Annotated in this window: 15 protein-coding genes; 2 read left to right on the forward strand and 13 right to left on the reverse strand. The window is 39.0% G+C overall.

The window, feature by feature from the left end:
- Positions 1-35 precede the first annotated feature (35 nt).
- The 9 genes from CLV96_RS04705 to CLV96_RS04745 all read right to left on the reverse strand — a co-directional run bounded on the left by CLV96_RS04705 (position 36) and on the right by CLV96_RS04745 (position 12459).
- Positions 36-1298: a porin gene (locus CLV96_RS04705; RefSeq protein ID WP_004788495.1), complete on the reverse strand. Its 1263-nt coding sequence runs from the start codon at positions 1296-1298 to the stop codon at positions 36-38.
- Positions 1299-1426: 128 nt separating this feature from the next.
- The gene (locus tag CLV96_RS04710) at positions 1427-2110 is read right to left on the reverse strand and encodes a response regulator (RefSeq protein ID WP_004788707.1); all 684 of its coding nucleotides are present in this window, start codon (positions 2108-2110) and stop codon (positions 1427-1429) included.
- 15 nt (positions 2111-2125) lie between these two features.
- Positions 2126-4699 (reverse strand): sensor histidine kinase, encoded by a 2574-nt coding sequence (locus CLV96_RS04715; protein ID WP_004788605.1) that lies wholly within the window; start codon positions 4697-4699, stop codon positions 2126-2128.
- A complete protein-coding gene (locus tag CLV96_RS04720) occupies positions 4692-5270 on the reverse strand; it encodes a potassium-transporting ATPase subunit C (protein ID WP_004788716.1) in 579 nt (192 codons plus the stop codon). Before CLV96_RS04720 ends, CLV96_RS04715 begins: the two co-directional genes overlap by 8 nt.
- Positions 5267-7318 carry a potassium-transporting ATPase subunit KdpB gene (gene kdpB / locus CLV96_RS04725; protein ID WP_040917720.1) on the reverse strand — a complete coding sequence of 684 codons (2052 nt, stop codon included), beginning with the start codon at positions 7316-7318 and terminating at the stop codon, positions 5267-5269. Before kdpB ends, CLV96_RS04720 begins: the two co-directional genes overlap by 4 nt.
- 12 nt (positions 7319-7330) lie before the next feature.
- Complete coding sequence (gene kdpA, locus CLV96_RS04730; protein ID WP_004789225.1) at positions 7331-8968, reverse strand: potassium-transporting ATPase subunit KdpA; 1638 nt, start codon at positions 8966-8968, stop codon at positions 7331-7333.
- Positions 8969-9046: 78 nt separating this feature from the next.
- The gene (locus CLV96_RS04735) at positions 9047-9844 is read right to left on the reverse strand and encodes a hypothetical protein (protein ID WP_004788902.1); all 798 of its coding nucleotides are present in this window, start codon (positions 9842-9844) and stop codon (positions 9047-9049) included.
- A 3-nt stretch (positions 9845-9847) separates the two neighbouring features.
- Positions 9848-10996: an LIC10775 family protein gene (locus CLV96_RS04740; RefSeq protein ID WP_004788587.1), complete on the reverse strand. Its 1149-nt coding sequence runs from the start codon at positions 10994-10996 to the stop codon at positions 9848-9850.
- A 2-nt stretch (positions 10997-10998) separates the two neighbouring features.
- A complete protein-coding gene (locus tag CLV96_RS04745; RefSeq protein ID WP_004788351.1) occupies positions 10999-12459 on the reverse strand; it encodes a hypothetical protein in 1461 nt (486 codons plus the stop codon).
- 92 nt (positions 12460-12551) lie between these two features.
- On the opposite strand from CLV96_RS04745, the gene CLV96_RS04750 reads away from it, so the two are divergent.
- Positions 12552-12821 (forward strand): hypothetical protein, encoded by a 270-nt coding sequence (locus CLV96_RS04750; RefSeq protein ID WP_040917599.1) that lies wholly within the window; start codon positions 12552-12554, stop codon positions 12819-12821.
- 15 nt (positions 12822-12836) lie between these two features.
- Here the strand turns inward: CLV96_RS04750 and CLV96_RS04755 are convergent, their stop codons facing one another.
- Genes CLV96_RS04755 through guaB form a run of 3 tightly spaced genes read right to left on the reverse strand, consistent with a single transcriptional unit; the run spans position 12837 to position 15831 of the window.
- Positions 12837-13517 carry a 16S rRNA (uracil(1498)-N(3))-methyltransferase gene (locus CLV96_RS04755; RefSeq protein WP_004788446.1) on the reverse strand — a complete coding sequence of 227 codons (681 nt, stop codon included), beginning with the start codon at positions 13515-13517 and terminating at the stop codon, positions 12837-12839.
- Positions 13518-13521: 4 nt separating this feature from the next.
- Positions 13522-14295, reverse strand: coding sequence for an outer membrane lipoprotein-sorting protein (locus CLV96_RS04760; protein WP_004788959.1), 774 nt, complete (start codon positions 14293-14295; stop codon positions 13522-13524).
- A 9-nt stretch (positions 14296-14304) separates the two neighbouring features.
- Entirely contained in the window at positions 14305-15831 is a 1527-nt protein-coding gene (guaB, locus tag CLV96_RS04765) for an IMP dehydrogenase (protein WP_004788643.1), read from the reverse strand.
- 97 nt (positions 15832-15928) lie between these two features.
- On the opposite strand from guaB, the gene CLV96_RS04770 reads away from it, so the two are divergent.
- Complete coding sequence (locus CLV96_RS04770) at positions 15929-17086, forward strand: DUF1577 domain-containing protein (RefSeq protein ID WP_004788306.1); 1158 nt, start codon at positions 15929-15931, stop codon at positions 17084-17086.
- 1 nt (position 17087) lies between these two features.
- Here the strand turns inward: CLV96_RS04770 and CLV96_RS04775 are convergent, their stop codons facing one another.
- Complete coding sequence (locus CLV96_RS04775) at positions 17088-19025, reverse strand: B12-binding domain-containing radical SAM protein (RefSeq protein WP_004788945.1); 1938 nt, start codon at positions 19023-19025, stop codon at positions 17088-17090.
- Positions 19026-19027 lie beyond the last annotated feature (2 nt).

Here is a 19027-nt window from a genome sequence, read left to right on the forward strand (position 1 = left end):
TAAAAATCCTTAAAAAGCCTTAACCGCCAGCAGATCTAAAAATACATCGAAAATGCGACGACAAAGAAATCCTCTTTTTTCGAGGTCTGTTTGTCTCGATAAGCAAATACAGAATCTGCGGATCTTCGGTAGACATATTCAAACCGAAGCAATCCAGGATCAAACTTAAGGATATCAAATGTGGTAGTATAACCGTTACTCATAAATCCATTCTGAGTTCCTGTATTCACCATCACTTGAAGAGGATCATAAAAACGTTCGATACGAAAACTCAATCTGTAACCTGGAGTGAGTTTGTAACTAAGCCAAACGGTTCCATGATACCACTGGCGAAATGCATTGGATGATGTCTCTTTATATTCTCCCAAACTTGGATCATAAACAGCTAACCATGGTTCGTAGACAAACCTTTGTTTTGCTTTTTGTGCCCCGATATCAAACTGCCCAACAAGACTTAATCTTTCAGAAACGATCCATTCTAAAATTGTGTTTTGATACAATCGAATTTGTTTTCTTTCATTATTTGGCGCTTCGTTTCCGGCAAACTGATTGAGTGTTAAAATAAAACTGGGACTAAATTTGTATTTTATCTGACTGCCGAAAGCTTTGTCTTTATTATTATCTGTAATATTTTGCCATCCATTAAGAATCTGCAATTGACCACTTAATTTTTCAGTAAACTTATGGGATAATCGAATTCCTGAAGAATAATAAGGCACATAATCGAGAGCAAATGCCCTCGTATAATTGACATTGTTTTGTGATACCCAAGACTCGTGCCCAATATTTCCAAAAAAAATACCCGCATCAAGCCATGTATCATTTCCGATTTTAAATCCCGTAAATGCTTCCTGGATGTTCTTGACAGAATTTTGGTTCGAATATTTTTCCGTTGTGGATTCTGCCGCATAATTTGCGTTTACTGATGTTCCCCATTGAAATGCAATGCGTCCCCGATAGTTTTTCTCTTCCACCTTTGCATCTATGTAGGCCAAATTTATATTAAACTCGCCGTTTCGCACACCTTGGGTCGTAAAATTTCGTTCTGTGTCTTTAGGAAGATTTCGATTGTATAGATAATAAGAATCAATAAATCCTCCAAAACGAATCGAACTTGGCAAACCAACAGATTTTGGATCCGAATCATTTTTCTTTGCATTTTCATCTGCTGGTTTTTCTTCAGCCGACAACGGGAAAAAAACTCCACCTAGAACTGACAAAGTTATGCAGAATACAATTCCAACAAAGCGAATTTGGCATTTGTTAAAGAAACAAAAAACATTTATTTGATACAACATGATAACTATAAATTACCATGTTTCAAAATTCCAAGCAATGGATCGTAGATTATGATTTAGGAATCAGTCTTAAGAATTCATTAAGATAAATAAAAGGAATGCAATACTGAGATTTATTAAATTCTTCATCAATGATGAACCCAACGATAACCAATTCCTGGTTCCGTAAGGAGCCAGAGTGGATTACTAGGTGAATCTTCGATTTTTTTTCGTAATTGAGTGATATGCACTCGAAGCGAATTCAATTCATTTAAAGCCTGATCTCCCCAGATTTTTTTAATTAAAACATCATGAGTGATCACTTTGCCGGAATTTTTGATAAGTAAGGTAAGGATTTGGAATTCGGTAGGTGTTAACCGAATCAGCGCACCATTCTTAATGACTTGGTAATTTACAAAATCCACCACCAAATTCCCACTTTCCCAATTGGCAGGTGTTTCTTCTGCAGGGAGCCTCCGAAGTGCTGTTCGAATCCTTGCCAATAGTTCTCCCATACTGAATGGTTTGGTAATGTAATCATCCGCACCAGCATCAAGCAGAACAATTTTATCGTCTTCCGAATTCATAACAGATAAAACAAGGAATGGAATCTCAGAGAAGGTTCTTACTTCTTTTATGACATCCAATCCACTTCCATCGGGAAGTTGTAAATCTAACAAAACTAACTTGGGAGAATTCAAAGCCACGGATTCAATCGCATCCTTTTTAGAGATCGCTTCGATGGTCGCATAACCTTTGGCTTCGAGTGCAATACGCAACATCTTTCGAATCGCGGCATCATCATCCACAAGAAGAATCAAATCTTTAGTCATATAAAATCTATTCCGTCATCCGCAAGGCAAGTCAATGAGAAAGCGAGCCCCTCCTTCCTTGCGGTTCATAGCTTCTATGGTTCCGCCATGTAACTCTACGATGGATTTAGAAATAGCAAGCCCAAGACCTGTGCCAATTTTTCCGGAAGATTCACCCCGGTAAAACTTTTGAAAAATACTGGAGGAATCTACCGGAAGACCATTGCCATTATCTTCCACAATCCACTGAAGACTGTTATCCTTTTTTTCCAAGGTAATCCAAATCGTGGAACCATTCGGCGTATACAAACAAGCATTATAGAGTAAGTTAAAAATAGCGTGTGAAAAAAGAACCCTGTCAAGTTCAATGGGCTCATCCAAATCATTAATAAGAATTTTTATCAGATGATTTAATTTATTTTTTCCTAAGTAGGATACCGAATCATAAATGATCTCTGAAGGGTGTACTTTTTCTTTTTTTAAAGTCAAATATCCTGATTCAATTCTACTAATATCGAGAAGATTTCCTAGAAGCAAATTGAGAACCAAGGAACTCTCTTGGATCTCCTCAACCAAATTTTTTCGCGCAGTTGGATCAGAATCAATCTCTGGATCCAATAATGCTGAAGCAGAACCTTGAATGGATGTTAGCGGGGTCTTTAATTCATGAGAGAGAGAATTAAAAACCAAATTGTATAATTTTTCTGATTCTTTTAATAGGAAATTTTTCCGGGAATCTTCAGAAAGTGTATCTCTATCAAGTGCTAAGGCAACTTGATTGGCGACTGTATTCAGAAGAATTTCCTGTTCCAAACTCGGCTCCGATAAAGATACAACGTTAATCACTCCAGAAATTCCCCCCGGCGAAACCAAGGGATAAAAAGTTACATTAGATAAAGATAAAGTTTCGGTGTATTTACCAGCAGGTTTTCCATTTTTAATCGTCCAGGTAGCCACTGCTAAATCTTTAGGATCCTCTATGGCTGGAACAAATTCTCCATTTTGATAAAAATGAAGTTTTACCGGAAAAGGGAATATCTTTTTAAAAAAGGTATCTCCGATTTTAATAATTTCTGAAGCAGAGGAAGTCTTTGATAAGTCATGAGTGAGTTCATATAAAATGGACAACTTCTCCTCTCTAGATCTTAGTTTTGTCTCATTTTTTTTAAGTTTTGCCGTCAAACCTCCGTTAATGAGAGCTATTAACATAAAAATCACAAACATCAATGCATCTTCTAATTTGGAAATATAAAATGTGTAAAGAGGAGGAATGAATAAAAAATTCCAAAAAGATGCTGAAAGGATGGCAGCAAGAAGCACTGGTCCTCTACTAAAGAACATTCCAAGAATAGCTACATAAAACAAATATAGAATCGAAATCGTCCAATATCCAATATAGGAATTCAAAACTTGATTACAGAATGTCACAAACGTAGTTAATGCGAATACCGAAAGATATTGCCTAATGCTAGAAGACGGAATTAATTTTTTATAAAAATCAAAATGAAATACATGATCCTCCCGAAATGGCACTATTATAATTTCAACATCTCTAAGAGATTTAATAATTTTTGTTGAAATGTTTTGATAAAACAAATCTAAAAATATATTTCTTTTTGAACCTCCTATTACTAAACGGTGGATTCGTTTTTCATTCACAGCGGAGACAATTCCAATCACAGGATCAGCCTCAAAAGAATGTACCACTTCTGCCCCGAGCTCTTTGGCAAAACGGATATGGGAACGAATGGACTGAGCCGATTCTGGACTATTATTTTCTTCGTTTTCAGAAAAGAATGCATACAATTCAGAATTTCTTTCTAAAGCCAATCTTTTCGCATTTCGGAGTAGGGTTTTCGAATTAGGACTTGCGGAAATGGCAACCATAATTCGTTCCCTTCCTTGGGGCATTCTCTTTTCAACATACTTCGCAGTATAAGATAAAGATAATTCCCGAAGATATGTTAAATTTTCTTTTCGAAAAAAGTTTTCTTTTGCTGAAATTACTTTTTCAGGAATGTATACCTTTCCCTCCGACAACCTTTTTAATAATTCATCAGGAATAATATCAATTAACACTAGTTCATCGGCTCTTTCCAAAATACTATCAGGAATGGTTTCTTTTACCGGACTTTGGATGATTTTTTCGATCGAATCAACTTGGCTTTCTAGATGTTGTACATTTACAGTTGACAAAACATGGATTCCTGCATCGAGTAAGGTAAAAATATCCTGATATCTTTTTTTATTGATCGAACCAGGAATATTTGTATGTGCTAATTCATCTACAAGTACATAACTAGGTCTTTCTTTCAGAATACTCTCTAAATCCATTTCCTCCCAAACTTTGCCACGATACTCGATTTTTTTAAGAGGAATCCAATTTAGACCTTCCATCAAAGCTTTTGTGTCTGATCTGCCATGACTTTCGACAATACCAATCCGTATATCTTCCCCTTCTTCTTTTAAATGATGGGCTTCCGTTAACATAGCATAGGTTTTTCCTACACCAGGAGACATCCCGAAATATACTTTCAGGATGCCTTTTTTCTTTGGCTCTTCTTGTTTGGCAAGAGATAGAAAATCTTCGGGACGTTTGCCTTCATTCATGGATCATTTGTTTCCATTCAAGATTTAGTTTCGTTACGTTCACTCTTTCTCGGCCGATAAACCCAAACAATGGATATTCCGTATATTTATGTACCAACTCATTGATAGTTTCTATTGGCATTTTTGTTTGTCGGCTAATCCATTTTGATTGCTCATAAGCGCAACGAGTAGAAATATGCGGATCGAGACCGGAAGCCGAAGCATACAAGAGTTCAGAACATTCTTCTTTGCTAATTCCCAAATTTTCCAAATCTTTTTCCCTCTCCTCTACCGTTGTTCTTAAATCCAAACTGGATGGACTCAAATTGGAAGCACCACTCGGTATTGTGCCAAAACTTACGGCACTTGGGCGATACCGAAATAAAAAGGGCGAATTAAGCGCCTGAGAAAAAAGTTCAGAACCGACAATTTTATCGTTCATTCTCACCAAACTCCCTCCCGCTTGTGAAGGAAAAATACTTTGAGCGATACCTGTAACAGCTAACGGATACAAAAAACCCAATATAACTAAGGACAAAAAAAAGAACCGGATTGTAATTTCCAACTGATTGGATGTTTCCTTCGATTTCATAAATAACCTCCAGATAAAACTAAGTCAATGAGTTTGATTCCAAAAAAAGGGAAGATCATCCCACCTCCACCATAGATAAGAAAATTTCGAAGTAAGGCGGCATCGGGAGATTTAGGCATATACTTTACTCCACGTAAGGAAAGGGGTATGAGTAGAGGAATCACAAGAGCATTGAATATCACTGCAGACAGAATGGCATTGTCTGGACTTGAAAGCTGCATAATGTTTAACGGTGCCAATGGCAAAAATAACGCCGGTAAAATGGCGAAGTATTTTGCAATATCGTTAGCGATACTAAAAGTGGTGAGAGCACCCCTTGTCATAAGGAGTTGTTTCCCAATTTCAACAATCTCGATGAGTTTACTTGGGTTACTGTCCAGATCAATCATATTCCCAGCTTCTCTCGCAGTTTGGGTCCCTGTATTCATTGCCACACCCACATCAGACTGAGCCAGAGCCGGAGCGTCATTGGTTCCATCGCCGATCATTGCCACCAAATATCCGTTAGCTTGTTCTTCCCGAATCCTTTTTAATTTTGCTTCTGGTGTTGCTTCGGCAATAAAATCATCTACTCCTGCCTCAGCTGCAATTGCCGCCGCTGTTAGTGGGTTGTCACCGGTGATCATTACTGTGCGAATTCCCATCCTACGCAGAGTCGCAAAACGTTCTTTGAGTCCACCCTTAACAATATCCTTCAACTCTATGATACCCAGAAGCTCATTTCCCTCTGAAACTAATATCGGAGTACTCCCCTTTCTTGCGATATCATCTGAAACCATTTGCATCGTTTTTGGAATAGTTCCTCCCAAAGACTCAATATGTTTTCTAATCGCATCAAATGCACCCTTTCTTATATTACGAATTTGTTTTCCATTTTCAGAAATTTCAACACCGCTCATTCTAGTCGATGCAGAAAACGGAATCCAATGAACATCTAACGATTTTAAATTTCTTTCTCTTATCGCATACTTTTGTTTTGCGAGAACGACAATCGATCTTCCTTCTGGTGTTTCATCCGAAAGTGAAGAAAGCTGGGCTGCATCGGCTAATTGCTCTTCCGTAACCCCATGAGATGGATAGAACCGATGAGCTTCTCTGTTTCCTAGAGTGATGGTTCCAGTTTTGTCTAGTAACAAAACATGAATATCACCTGCTGCCTCCACGGCCTTTCCACTTTTGGCAATCACATTGCATCGAATCAGTCTTTCCATCCCTGAAATTCCTATCGCACTTAAAAGAGCGGCGATCGTAGTAGGAATCAAACAAACAAAGAGTGCCAGCCAAACGGAAAAAGAGAAATTCCAATTCTCACCCATCTGATTTCCAACAAAGCTTGCAATGGGAACAAGTGAGACTACACCCAGAAAAAAAAGGATAGTCAGAGCAAAGAGAACAATTCCTAAAGCAATTTCATTAGGAGTCTTTTGTCTTGTGGCCCCTTCAATCATCGCGATCATTTTATCGATGAAACTTTCTCCTGGTTTGGAAGTGATTCGAATGTAGAGATGGTCAGAAATCACTCTTGTACCACCAGTGACAGCAGACCGGTCTCCACCACTTTCCCGAATGACAGGTGCCGACTCTCCTGTAACCGCAGACTCATCCACACTGGCAATTCCCAAAACAACTTCTCCGTCACCGGGAATGGAATCTCCAGCGTTCACAAGAACAATGTCATTGATTTTTAGATCAGTGGAAGGAACTTCTATATAGTTTTTGCTCCCGACCGTATCCACTTTTTTAGATAATGTTGAGGATCTAGTCTTACGTAAACTATCAGCACGAGCCTTACCTCGCCCTTCAGCTACACTCTCTGCGAAGTTTGCAAAAAATAAAGTAAGGATTAACCAAAAAAATATTGGTAGTTCACTTTGAAATGAAGTTCCTGATACCAAGTAATAAATTATTTGTAAAAAAAGAATGAGTGTTCCCACCCAAACGGTAGCCATCACTGGATTCGAAAATGCATTTTTAGGAGAAAACTTTTGTAAAGCAGTCCAAAAAGAAATGCGAAGAAGTTCTTTCGATATTAAATTTTGAGTATTCACCATAATCGCCTCTTAAAAAAATAATCCTTTTCCAACTAATAGATGCTCAAGTATTGGACCAAGTGCTAAAACTGGGAAAAAAGAAAGTCCGCAAACAATGAGTAAGACACTAAATGTCAAAACACCAAATAAGACGGTATCTAATCTAAAGTTTCCTTCTGACGATAAAGTTGTAACCTTCCCACCTAAACTACCTGAAACCAACACGACAGCATAGATCACGCTAAAACGACCAATTAACATGGATAAACCGAGAGATAAATTTCCCCACAAATTATCAGCACCAAACCCAGCAAAGGCAGAACCGTTGTTTCCAGCAGCAGAACTGTATGCATAAAGTATCTGAGATAAAGCATGTGGGCCTTTTGCAGAATAACCCGATTCCAAAAAGATAGTGACCATAGTTCCAATCAAAATACAAGCTGTTGGTGCCAAGATTCCAAAAAGGGTCCATTTGATTTCGTAACTCCCGATCTTTTTACCAAAATATTCAGGGGTTCGGCCGGTCATGAGTCCTGACAAAAATACAGTGAGAATTAGAAATAAAACCATCCCATACATTCCCGTCCCCACACCGCCAAAGATGATTTCACCTAACATCATCTGAAAAATTGCAATCCCACCTGCCAGTGGCGAGTAACTATCATGCATGGAATTTACCGATCCGTTGGATGCGGCAGTTGTGGATGACATCCAAAGAGTAGATTCGGTCAAAGTAAACCGAGTTTCTTTGCCTTCCCAAAAACCGGAATGGTTCCATTCGGAATAAAAAATACCAACAAAACCTAAAATAAAAAAAACCAACATCACAAAGAACACAACCCAAGCATGGCGAAATGAGTTTGTGATTTTTCCGTATAAAAATACACAGGAAGCAGGCAAAAAGAGAATCGAAAACATTTGAATGAAGTTCGAAATAGGAGTTGGGTTTTCGAATGGATGTGCGCTATTCACACCAAAAAATCCTCCTCCATTCGTCCCAATTTGTTTGATTGATATTTGAGAAGCAGCAGGTCCGAAAGGAATGGTTTGGTTTTGTCCACCTAAGCCCACAATTCGCAAAGGGTCTAGAAAAGATTGTACAACACCTTGGCTCACAAGTAATATCGCAACGACAATGGAAATGGGAAGAAGGATATAAAAGGTAGAACGAAACAAGTCCAACCAAAAATTTCCAAACTTGGTTTCCTTAGAGGAAACAATTGATCGACTAACAAACATTAATACAGAAATTCCAACTCCAGCACTCAAAAAATTTTGCGGAGTGAGTCCCACCATTTGAGAAAAATAGCTAAGTTGACTTTCACCAGAATATGCCTGCCAATTGGTATTGGTAATAAAGGAAATGGTTGTATTCAATGCCAAATCCCAATTCATTCCCACCAGTTTTAACGGGTTCTTTGGGAGTAAGTTTTGGTATCTAAGGATTAAAAATAAAATTCCTGCTCCAAACAAATGGAAAGCTAACATACTTTTTAAATATTGTTTTGGTGTTTGGGAAGGTGGATCACCAGAAAATAAGAACCTTTGAAACAAAGGCTCTAGTGGCAATCGTTTCGCATTTAAAACGATCGCCATATAGTATCCGACAAAGGGAGAGAGAAGAACCAGTAACCCAACAAAAAAAGGGAAATAAAGTAACTCATTCATAGATTCATTCTCTCACGATTGAATCAAACCGTAAAGAGTCGTCTACTTAAGAGAAAAGAATCCGGGATTAAGAAAAGATTAAGATTCTTTTTCGCCCAAACCAGGGAAATAAACAATAACTGCCCAAACTAAGTTTAAAAACAAAAAGAACAAACAGGAATAAATTCCCTTGGTAAACATCTCTGCATCCAGCGGACCTCGCCAAACCAAAAAAAGAGACTCTTTTGCCAATGGCAACTCGGCCATATCCCATATGGGTTCCTTTAGAACAACTCCTCCTGAAAACAATCCGGAAAGGTTACACTGAATTTCTTCTTTCGAATAACAAAGAGCATATAATGGAGGTTTGATTTCTTTACCAGAAATAGATCGAATTCGTTTGTAATGGAATCGAATGACCGGCCCGTAAACGGCACCTCCCGATCTTCGCCGAACAAGTAACGGGGAACGAAACTCGCCCTTTTCTACATCATCCAAATAAAAATCTCTTAAAAATAAATAACGATATCCAATATTTTCGAAAACTTCTTCAGGAAGAACATCTCCCTTGGCAGTCATTCCTAAACCATATCCAATAGAATCTCCCAAAAACAAAAGTGAATTCCCGCCAGCAAGTAAGGATAAAAAAACAGCCAGTAGGATCTTTAGGCCAGTGCGTTTGGATAAAATAATTCCCAAAAATAAAATTGGCAAAAATAAAACCAACAATGCCCAAACAGAAATAGAAAGTGGAAAAAAAGCACCTAACGGAAGCAACAAAAAACCAAAACCAAAAATAAAGCAAAGTCCGGTCCAAAAAATATAAAACAATGGTGCGGGTTGGCCGTTTGGTTCCGGTTTTTTTCTGTTTTGATTTTCAACAAAACCAACAAACATTCCTCACTCCTTTACAACAAACGTACTTCGTATGGTTTGCCAATAGAGTTCAGCTGTTTCCTTTTCTCGTTTGGGATAAGACAAGGAAAGAAAATAACCACGAGGTGCGTTATAAAGATAATACTCTTTCATTTCCATTGCAACTGAATTTCCGATTTCATCCACCTCGGTCCATTCACTCAAATACTCGGATTGGTTTTCTGTTCTTTTAAATCCTAATTTTCTAATTTGAGTCGGGGAGAGGGAACGCATTGAGTCCCAAAAACGGAAATAGTTTTTTGTATCTCGTAAAGGCCTTGTTTTATCAAAACTAGAACCAATGGAGAGAACAATTTTCGGGCGATTTTTCTTTTTTTTGCCAGATGTTTGGAGAATGAAAGCCTCCTCCCATTCCGTTTGGCCTTCAGGTAAATAATTAGAAAGAAACTGAACAAAACGTACCATTCGATAAATTGAATCTCTATTTTCTCCGTAAATCCCTAATCGGTCTCCAAAAAGGCCCTCATAACGTAGCTTAGATGGAAAACGGATACGGTATCGAAATGACTCCGACTCTAATACCAAATCTTCTAGTTTTTTTGATTCTCCCACATAACATCCATAAGGATCACTCACTAAATCAAGAGGAATGGTTTGATCCGACCATTCATTGGCCGCACGATTGGTTATTTCATTGGAACGAACAAGCCAACTAGGAAAAAAACCCGGTTCTTTTTCTTGTTTCAAACGATAACAAAGATGAATTCCCTTTCCTAAAAAAACGGCTTCTTTTTCCTTTCGAACCTCATATAAAGCTTCCAATTCTTTAGCTGCAATATCGGCTTCCTCTGCTACTGGAAATTCTTTATAATATTCGTCATCAATGAGGAAGCGAATTTTTCCTGCGGGAGTGACTAAATAGTTTCGTCCTAGTAAATCTTTTTTTTTGACTGTTCCTTGTTTGTTTTTGAATTCAGATAGAAAACGATGAAAACTCCGGTTCTCCTCCTCTTCCGCATCAGGAATCCAAGGCTTTTGCAACAATGGATCTACAATGATATTTTGAGTTGTTTGGGCACCTAACGATAAAACTTGAAGTGATAGGAATAAAATTAAAAATCCTAATTTTACATTCAATTCAGATAATAGAAGAGAGTATTTCTCCCTTATCATGTTTAAACCTGAAATTTAGATTGGATGAAACTCAGTGCCATGGAAAAAATCTTGGAAAAATCTCTTTTATGACCTTCATCGTTCACTCGGGACAAAATTCCTTTTAATAGAGTTTGTACTTGTGTATAATTAGGAACTTCAAAAAAAGCCTTTTGGATATGAGGCCAAGCCATTTTCACCATCTGCATAAACTCAGGACTTCCTTTTTTGAATTCCTGGATCATTCGGTCCAATGTTAGTTTAACGACTTGGAAGTTTTTGATTTTTTTAACAATGCCACTTAAAACGTCTCGGCTCAAATCGGATTTTGAACTCATCATTTGGAAAAGTGAGTTCCAATCCACAGCTTCATTTTTTTGTTCCTTTAAAACTTGAGTGCGAAGTGAAACCACTGCCTTTTCAAATTCAGAAAGACCTCGTAGCCAATTTTGATATCCCACTTGGTCCGACTTCGTTTGAAAATTAGTTATGGTTTGGACTATATCCATAAATTCTTTCACACCAAAAGCATCTAACTTTGCTTTATTGGGATCAACCGGAATGACTGGCTCTGGTTCTTCAAAATCAACATCAATGTCTTGTGAAAAATCAAGAGATTCCTCTGCACTGGAAGAAGCAGAGGAGGAAGATGAGTCAGATTCTTCAAAATCTAAATCTTCAATTTCGTATTCTTCTGATGAATTGGATTGCTGGTTGGATTGGTTTGTTTCTTGGACTGGATTGTCTTTGGGATCGGGACCGATTCTTACTTCTAAGAGTTCTCCCGTCAATGTATCGCCAAAAGTTTCCACAATTTCCAAAAGAATGGATTTGTCTTTTTCTGGAATGAGAGATTGTTTTTTGGCAACAGGTGTTGGAGGCGCATTCGCAATTGCTAATGCATCAGTCAAAGAAACAGGTTCTTTCTCCGATTCGGCACTTGCTGGCATCGAAAGTGCTGCTTTGGCCGACTCCGCCATCAGGCCTTTGGGTTCAATGATCTCACCAGTAATAGGGTTTTCAAGAACCATCAGAATCCCTTTTTGAGCGAAAACAAAATCTTTGGGATGAGTGACCTGGAGTCGTTCGACAATTTCTTCCGCTACAGATGAAAAACTGGGAGCTGGCGCATTCGTCAGTTTGTCCAATTCCTGTGCTTTTAGTTTTTCTTGTACTTTATTTAGAACTTCGATAAAATTTGTGTTGAGGTATGCGGAAACCTCATTTTGTGGAACACCTAACATCGTGGCAAACTGAGGGAGGTGTTCAAAAAACTGATCCGTCTTTTTGATGTTCCCTGTCATATAGGATTTGATTTGTTTAGCCACTTCTTCTACTTTGGCCGGGTCCATTTTACGAGCTTTGAGTAGTTTTTTGAAAATGTCGATATGGGCGTGGAAATAGGATAAAAACTCCCCGTAAGCGGTGAATTCGAACTCTCCGTGCGCTTTTTTTTCTAAAACCTTTTTAGGACCGTCTGACATATAGGATCTCATCCAATGCATAGGAAAAGTCACAAGGGTCAAGATTTTTACGAACCGATTGACGAAATGCAGGGAGAACGGAGTTTAGGAATATGAATCGTTTGTTTGTTTTGGTTGTATTGTGTTTTGTCATGATCTTCTCTACATCTTGTCAAAAGAGAGAAGACAAAACGGTGGAAAGGAACTTGATGACTTTCCTTGTTACATGCACTGGCGGAAGTTTAGAAGCTTGTAATGCCGGTTGTGCAGGTAAATACCCTGATGTCACAGGAGACAATTACCCAGCAGCTTCTGCTTGTTTTACTGCTTGTTCCACCAACTGCAATCTGTCCACAACCCTTCTTTTGCTAACCAATAAGTAGAAAGTTTCGCTTCATCTAAGTTCCGTACACAAGGAAACTCGCGGCCACAATGCCTGCAGTTTCTGTACGGAGAACCCCACCGGGAAGGGTGAGTCTAGGAATTTGGTTTTCTTCCATCCAACTCTCTTCATCAACATGAAATCCTCCTTCAGGCCCAACCACCGGAATTTTTCCAATGAGTTGCTTCACTGTAAAAATTTCTGACCTATGTGGGTGCAACACCACCAAACTTTCCTTATGTGACTCCATCCATTCTTTCGCAGGTTCTATGGAAAGAGAAAGTAATTCGGATTGCCTAGATTGAGCGGCGGCTTCTTTTACAATTTTTTCGGCACGTTCCAAATTGAACTCTTTGCGAATGGAATGACGAAACACTAAAAATACAACTGCATCAAGGCCAATCTCTGTTACCTTCTGTAAAAAGAAATCAAAGCGGTTTCCTTTGGGAAGGGCAATCGCAATGGTTTTGCGTTCCATTTTTTGAGAAATCTGAGTTTCGCTTAGAAACTTCAATTCTTTGGAAAGGGGAGAAAACTGATAGTTATACAAGCCACCGATCCCATCTCGAATTTGGATAACGGCCTCGTCCTTACTGAGTCTCAAAGCACGAAGGTGGGCCAACTCATCTTTCGATAAAACTATGAATGGTTTTGGTATAAATCCAGTTCGAAAAAGGATAAGAGCTGGATCTAACAAAGATTTAACGACTTAAATTATCAACTGCAAACAAAGAAGCATCAGGGTTCACTGATTTATCCACTTCTTGGATTTCCCAAACCGTAATGCTACCTGTGTTCAAATCTAACATCTCGAGGCGAGATGCTTTTTGAATTTCTTCTACCTTTCCCGAAACTTCCTTCACCTTCACGGGACCATACTTCAAGTTCAATGTTTTGAATAAAATTCCATCCCGATCGTGAAAGTCGACACGGTAAGGTTTGAGATCTTTTTTCCCTATCAGTAACACTAACTTTTTATAAAAATATGGTAAGATAGGTTTTAGAGAAACTCGGTAATAAACTTCTCCACCGATTTCCAAATCCGTATTCACTAAAGGGTTATAATTGGCCTGATAAGAGTATCCTGAAAGATCAACGTAAAAAAAACCAGTGCCCATCAGAGACTCATATTTTTCATCATCTGTTTTTCGAAAGAGTTTGGCACTTAAAACATTGAAGAAAAAAACATTTTCTCCCTCGTCTTTCGTCAAAAGTTTGGATTCAAGTCCCCTTCCCTTTCGATCAAAGAGAAGGAGAGCATCCTCACCATTAAAAAACCGATTGATCTTCCAAGTTTCCGAAGTTCCGTTTCTGCGAATGAGAACGTAAGTCCCTTTGACAAGGCCTTTTCCGAAATCCATTTCTCTGTCAAGTCTTGCCAAAAGCTCCTGAGCCGACAAACTCGAATCAGGTACCCCTTGCGCGCCAAGCGAAACGAAACTAAAAAAGATTATGAAGATCGAAAGGTATCTCATTAATAATTGTTATTCCGCCCTCATGGATGGTTTTGTGTAAGAATACAAACCATGAACACTACCTTGTGCTTGAGCAGATTCTGTTCTTCTTTCAAACCGAAGTTTTCCTTCTCGCAATGCTTTGTGTAAGTCGGGAATATTTCTAAATCCCATATCTTGAAAACTTTGTCTGAGTCCTTGAACGAGATAAGGAATGAGATTCAATACAGATCCTTTGTCCACAACATATCCAGAAACACCTTGGGCCACTTTGATCTTTTGTGATTCAGAGAAATACCGTTTATCCCCACCTTTACTCATCGCCTCCAAACTAGCCATTCCCCGATACTTCTTTAGACGAATTCCATTTTCATAAAAATACTCACCTGGAGCTTCTTTTGTTCCCGCAAACATGGATCCCATCATACACATGGAAGCTCCAATTGCAAGGGCATTGGCAATGTCTCCAATATTAGAAATTCCACCATCTGCAATCACCGGAATTCCATGTGCTTGTGCATACTCAGCGGTTTTGAATACAGCAGTCGCTTGTGCACGGCCCACTGCCATGGTATCTTGTGTGATACAAATGGATCCGGGTCCCATTCCAATCCGAAGTCCATCGGCACCAGCAGCAATTAGGTTTGCCGCTTGCGCTTTTGTTACCACGTTTCCGCCAATCACATCAATGTTTGGGAAATTAGATTTGATCCATTGGATCATTTCCATTTGATAACTAGAGTTTCCTTGTGCCGAATCTATGATGATGGCATCTACACCGACTCCCGCAAGGGCCGCCATACGATCACGTGACTCTGGTAAGGTGGAAAGTGCGGCTCCAACTCGTAGTCTTTTTTGGTCATCTTTGGAAGACTGAGGGAACTCTTTGTTTTTTTTCAGGTCACTACGACAAATAAGAGCAACTAACTTTCCCTGTTTATCAACAATAGGAAGTTTTCCTTTTTTGCTAGTGCGAAGGATGTTGTTTGCTTCTTGCAAACTAATTCCAACGTTAGCAGTGATAAGCTCCGTTGTCATCACCTTCCCAAGTTTAATGTCACGATCTCTTTCGAAATCTACATCTCGGTTAGTAACAATACCAACTAACTTGGTGCTGGCGGTTCCATCTTCAGTGATGGGGATTCCACTGAATCCATACTTTTCTTTAACTGCATCCAAATCGGAAAGTGTATGTTCAGGAGAAAGAAGGATAGGATCTTTGATAAATCCATTTTCGTATCGTTTTACTTTGCGAACTAAATCCACTTGTTCATCGATACTATTATTATAATGTATAATTCCGATTCCACCCATAAGCGCTTGTGCAATTGCCATTTCTGACTCAGTCACAGTGTCCATAGGAGAACTCATCAGAGGTCTTTTGAGTGAAATGTTTTTGGAAAGTTTGGTTTCGAGTTCTACATCGCTAGGGTTAAAGTCGATGTATCCGGGTAAAACTAAAAAGTCCCGATAGGTGAGTCCCATGTTGACCGAGAAGAGCTCTTGTCCACTGACTCCATCGAAAAGCTCAGATCCTGGTAGGGGTTGATTTGACATAATTATCCTTCCTTTTTCTACTTTAGGCAAGAAAACTCTCCGTGCAAGAGAATTTCAGGAGAAATTCGTCCGATAATAGTAAGTAACACGACCTTTTATGGAAACACTAGAAAGAAGTAAGCGATCTTTGGATGTTTTTTCTGACAAAGAAAAAAAACTCCATGTTTTGACGAAATTTTTATTAAACCAGGAATTGAGTCTAAAGGACAACATCCACTCTGGGGAAAGTTGTTTTTTAAAAAAAGTATCAGCGGATGGGAACAAGGTTCTTGTGAGCGTTCGCCCTACCCTGACACTTTCTGTGGGCCAAAAAATCACCCTATACAAAATTTTAGGCCGATACCTGCATCTGGAATGTACGGTGGAACAAGATAAAGGGGAGTCGCAGTATGTACTCCATTTAGATAAAATTGCCATCGCAAAAAAAGATAGAGAAAGTTCAAGGATCCCTGTCCCACCTGGATCCGCTTGGATCACCAACGTGGTTTCCAGTAAGGCAAAAATTGAAACAGATATGTTTCATGTCCCGACGGCAGTCAAAGTGAACTTTCAAGACTATGAAACCAAACTCAAAAACTCAGTGGATTTTATTAAGATTTCGACTTTTAACTCAAGTGAAGACTCAGAAATCATCCGCCAAATTAAAAAAACCAAAAAGGGTTTGTTGTTAGAAGATGCCACCGATCGCAAATCCTACGAAACGGCTCCGAACGAAGACTTCTTGGTTTTTTCAGAAGAAATCGAAGAAGATATTGATAAAGAAATCAATAACAAACGAAACCAAAAAATCAAATCAGAACTCATCCTCCCCATTCTCTATTTAACTGATGAAGAAGAATCCATTCCGATTGGATACATCCAAATGCAAAGTAAAACAGAAACCTTTGATTTGCTGAAAGCCATGGAGATGAAAACTTTATGTTTTGAAATGGTAGACCGGATTCGTCATTCAAATATGATCAAGTCAGATGGAAAATTTCCAGTGATTGATATTTCTGAAGGTGGACTCAAAGTGATTGTAGACCACCCTGATTTGATTCAAAGTTTACCAAAACTTTCCGGATTCCAATTTGATATATTTTTTAAAATGCAATCTCCTCTCACTGCGTTTGGGACAATCAAAACAATTACCAAAAACGAAGAAGGTCACCTAACAGTAGGCTTGGCGATTGCGGGACACTCCTCTCGTTCCGGTGAGAAAAAAAGATTTTTGGAAAACGTGGAATTCTTTCGAAAACAAAATCACAAATCCTAATTTAAAGTTCTCCGTAACCTAAAACTTCCATCGACCATCTTTCTTCTAGTTTTCTAGAGGAAAATGTTATGGTCTCTGGATCCATATTTTGTTTTAAGAATTCAAAATCCTTTGGATCAACTTCTTCCCCATCCACCAAATAGAAAGATTCTTCCGAAAGATCCAAACTTTTGATTTTACTTGTTGGAAGTTTTTCATAAATCAAATACGAAGCTGAATCCAGTTCATTCTTTCGCCAGTTCTTCAGTTCCAACTTTTGTCCGTCGATGACAAAGACCAATCGGTGTTGTAGGTTCTCTCCACGATGCGCCAAAGTCCTGGATAAATAAGAATTTCTTTTGGCCTCAAGGGTAGAAACAAGATCTGCCACTTCCTTTGATTTGGGAACAGAGGCCAAAGGAATCACAAAGTCAATGGTAGAAAATGGCTCAGAATTAATTCGCCCTTCGATGAATGTTAGAATCCTAGAAAGATCCTTTCCCAAATTTTCGGAATGAAACCAAACACTATGATGGCGACTCCCCGACCATTCCTTTGCCATTGCAAATGCATTCTCTAACCCAGAACTAAAAAATCGAATTCCCGAACTTGAAAACTCCAGATCCATTCGGTCATTTTTTCCAGATTCTGGTGCACACAAAAATGGTCTTGGAAATTCATCCAGTCGTCTTTCGAGTAAATCTTCTGCAAAGTACAAAGACTCTGTTAAGTCCCTTGGACTAAAGGTCGGCGTTTGGATGATTCGGTATGGCGGTGTCGACATAAAAGAAAGTCCTTCTTTCTCAGCATCCCGACGCATGGCAGTCCCTGGCAAAACGGACAAGGGAAAGGCTTGAACCCATTCCCCAAGGCCGTGTTCCAAAAAGAAATGAATTCCTCTTTCCACATCATCCGGTTTGTCACCAGGTAGTCCGATGATGAGATCCAGAAGCAGTTCCATTCCTTCACCAGCTAACATCTTCGCCACTTCTGCCACTTTGTGTGGACTACCATAACGTTTCACTCGTTTCAAAGTTTCTTCGTTTACGGATTGAAGTCCCAGTTCCACTCGAGTGAATCCCGCCTTACGAAGTTTAGTTGCAATTTTTGGAGTGACACCTTCCGAACGTAATTCCGCAAACATGGACATCTGGCCATCGGAGTTTACTAAAGCAATGGCATCCAAAAAATTTTCGAATCCAGGTCTATGATTGAAGGTAGGATCTAAAAAAACCAGTTCCCTGGCTCCTTTTTCTTTTAAATTGGAAATCAAACGAATGGTTTCAGGAATATCAAGTGTCCTTAAGTTTTGTGAGGACTTAGGATAGAAACAATAGGTACATTGCGATTTACAACCCCTGACGGTTTCCAAATACGTGGAACGTTTGGGATCTACTTGTAAATGGCCAGTGGTATAGGGAGAAGGAAAATCCGTGAGTGGAAAATTTGCTTGTGCCTGTTTTCCAAAGGATGTAAGTTTTCCGTTTTCTTTCCGATAGGCCACATTTTCCAATCCTTCCAAAGAAGACCCAGAGAGGATGGTCCGCATAAGGTTTCGAAAACTATGTTCGGCTTCACCAGACACAGCGATATCATAACCCTCTTCCCCCAAAACATAAGGGTTGTCATCATTGACCTCTGGACCTCCGATGAGGATCTTAGTATCTGGATTTCGTTTTTTAATTTCTTTGGCAATGTAAAGGCTACGTTCTGTATTCCATAAATATAATGAGAGACCTAAAAAATCAGGACCTTCTTTTGCGATCCGATCGATTAATTCTTTGTCACCTAAAGAATCTGTATCTTCCGGAGGAATGACAAAAGGTTGGATACCTAAAACTGGGTCTTCTTTGGACTCGAGACAACTTGCTAAACTAGCAGCCGCTAGGGGGACATTTCCCGTTGCTGCATAATAGGAAGGAGGAGGTACCGGTAATTGCAAAAATTGTATTTTTGCCATAT

This window comes from Leptospira meyeri, assembly GCF_004368965.1.
GTDB classification, from domain to species: Bacteria; Spirochaetota; Leptospiria; order Leptospirales; family Leptospiraceae; genus Leptospira_A; species Leptospira_A meyeri.

Excerpts from the sequence above, each read along its gene's own strand:
- CLV96_RS04735 (WP_004788902.1), bottom strand. The coding sequence starts at position 9,844 with ATGTTTGTTGGTTTTGTTGAAAATCAAAACAGAAAAAAACCGGAACCA.
- guaB (WP_004788643.1), bottom strand. The coding sequence starts at position 15,831 with ATGTCAAATCAACCCCTACCAGGATCTGAGCTTTTCGATGGAGTCAGT.
- kdpA (WP_004789225.1), bottom strand. The coding sequence starts at position 8,968 with ATGAATGAGTTACTTTATTTCCCTTTTTTTGTTGGGTTACTGGTTCTT.
- CLV96_RS04750 (WP_040917599.1), top strand. The coding sequence starts at position 12,552 with ATGAATCGTTTGTTTGTTTTGGTTGTATTGTGTTTTGTCATGATCTTC.
- CLV96_RS04740 (WP_004788587.1), bottom strand. The coding sequence starts at position 10,996 with ATGATAAGGGAGAAATACTCTCTTCTATTATCTGAATTGAATGTAAAA.
- CLV96_RS04745 (WP_004788351.1), bottom strand. The coding sequence starts at position 12,459 with ATGTCAGACGGTCCTAAAAAGGTTTTAGAAAAAAAAGCGCACGGAGAG.
- CLV96_RS04710 (WP_004788707.1), bottom strand. The coding sequence starts at position 2,110 with ATGACTAAAGATTTGATTCTTCTTGTGGATGATGATGCCGCGATTCGA.
- CLV96_RS04760 (WP_004788959.1), bottom strand. The coding sequence starts at position 14,295 with ATGAGATACCTTTCGATCTTCATAATCTTTTTTAGTTTCGTTTCGCTT.
- CLV96_RS04770 (WP_004788306.1), top strand. The coding sequence starts at position 15,929 with ATGGAAACACTAGAAAGAAGTAAGCGATCTTTGGATGTTTTTTCTGAC.
- CLV96_RS04720 (WP_004788716.1), bottom strand. The coding sequence starts at position 5,270 with ATGAAATCGAAGGAAACATCCAATCAGTTGGAAATTACAATCCGGTTC.
- CLV96_RS04715 (WP_004788605.1), bottom strand. The coding sequence starts at position 4,699 with ATGAATGAAGGCAAACGTCCCGAAGATTTTCTATCTCTTGCCAAACAA.
- CLV96_RS04775 (WP_004788945.1), bottom strand. The coding sequence starts at position 19,025 with ATGGCAAAAATACAATTTTTGCAATTACCGGTACCTCCTCCTTCCTAT.
- CLV96_RS04705 (WP_004788495.1), bottom strand. The coding sequence starts at position 1,298 with ATGTTGTATCAAATAAATGTTTTTTGTTTCTTTAACAAATGCCAAATT.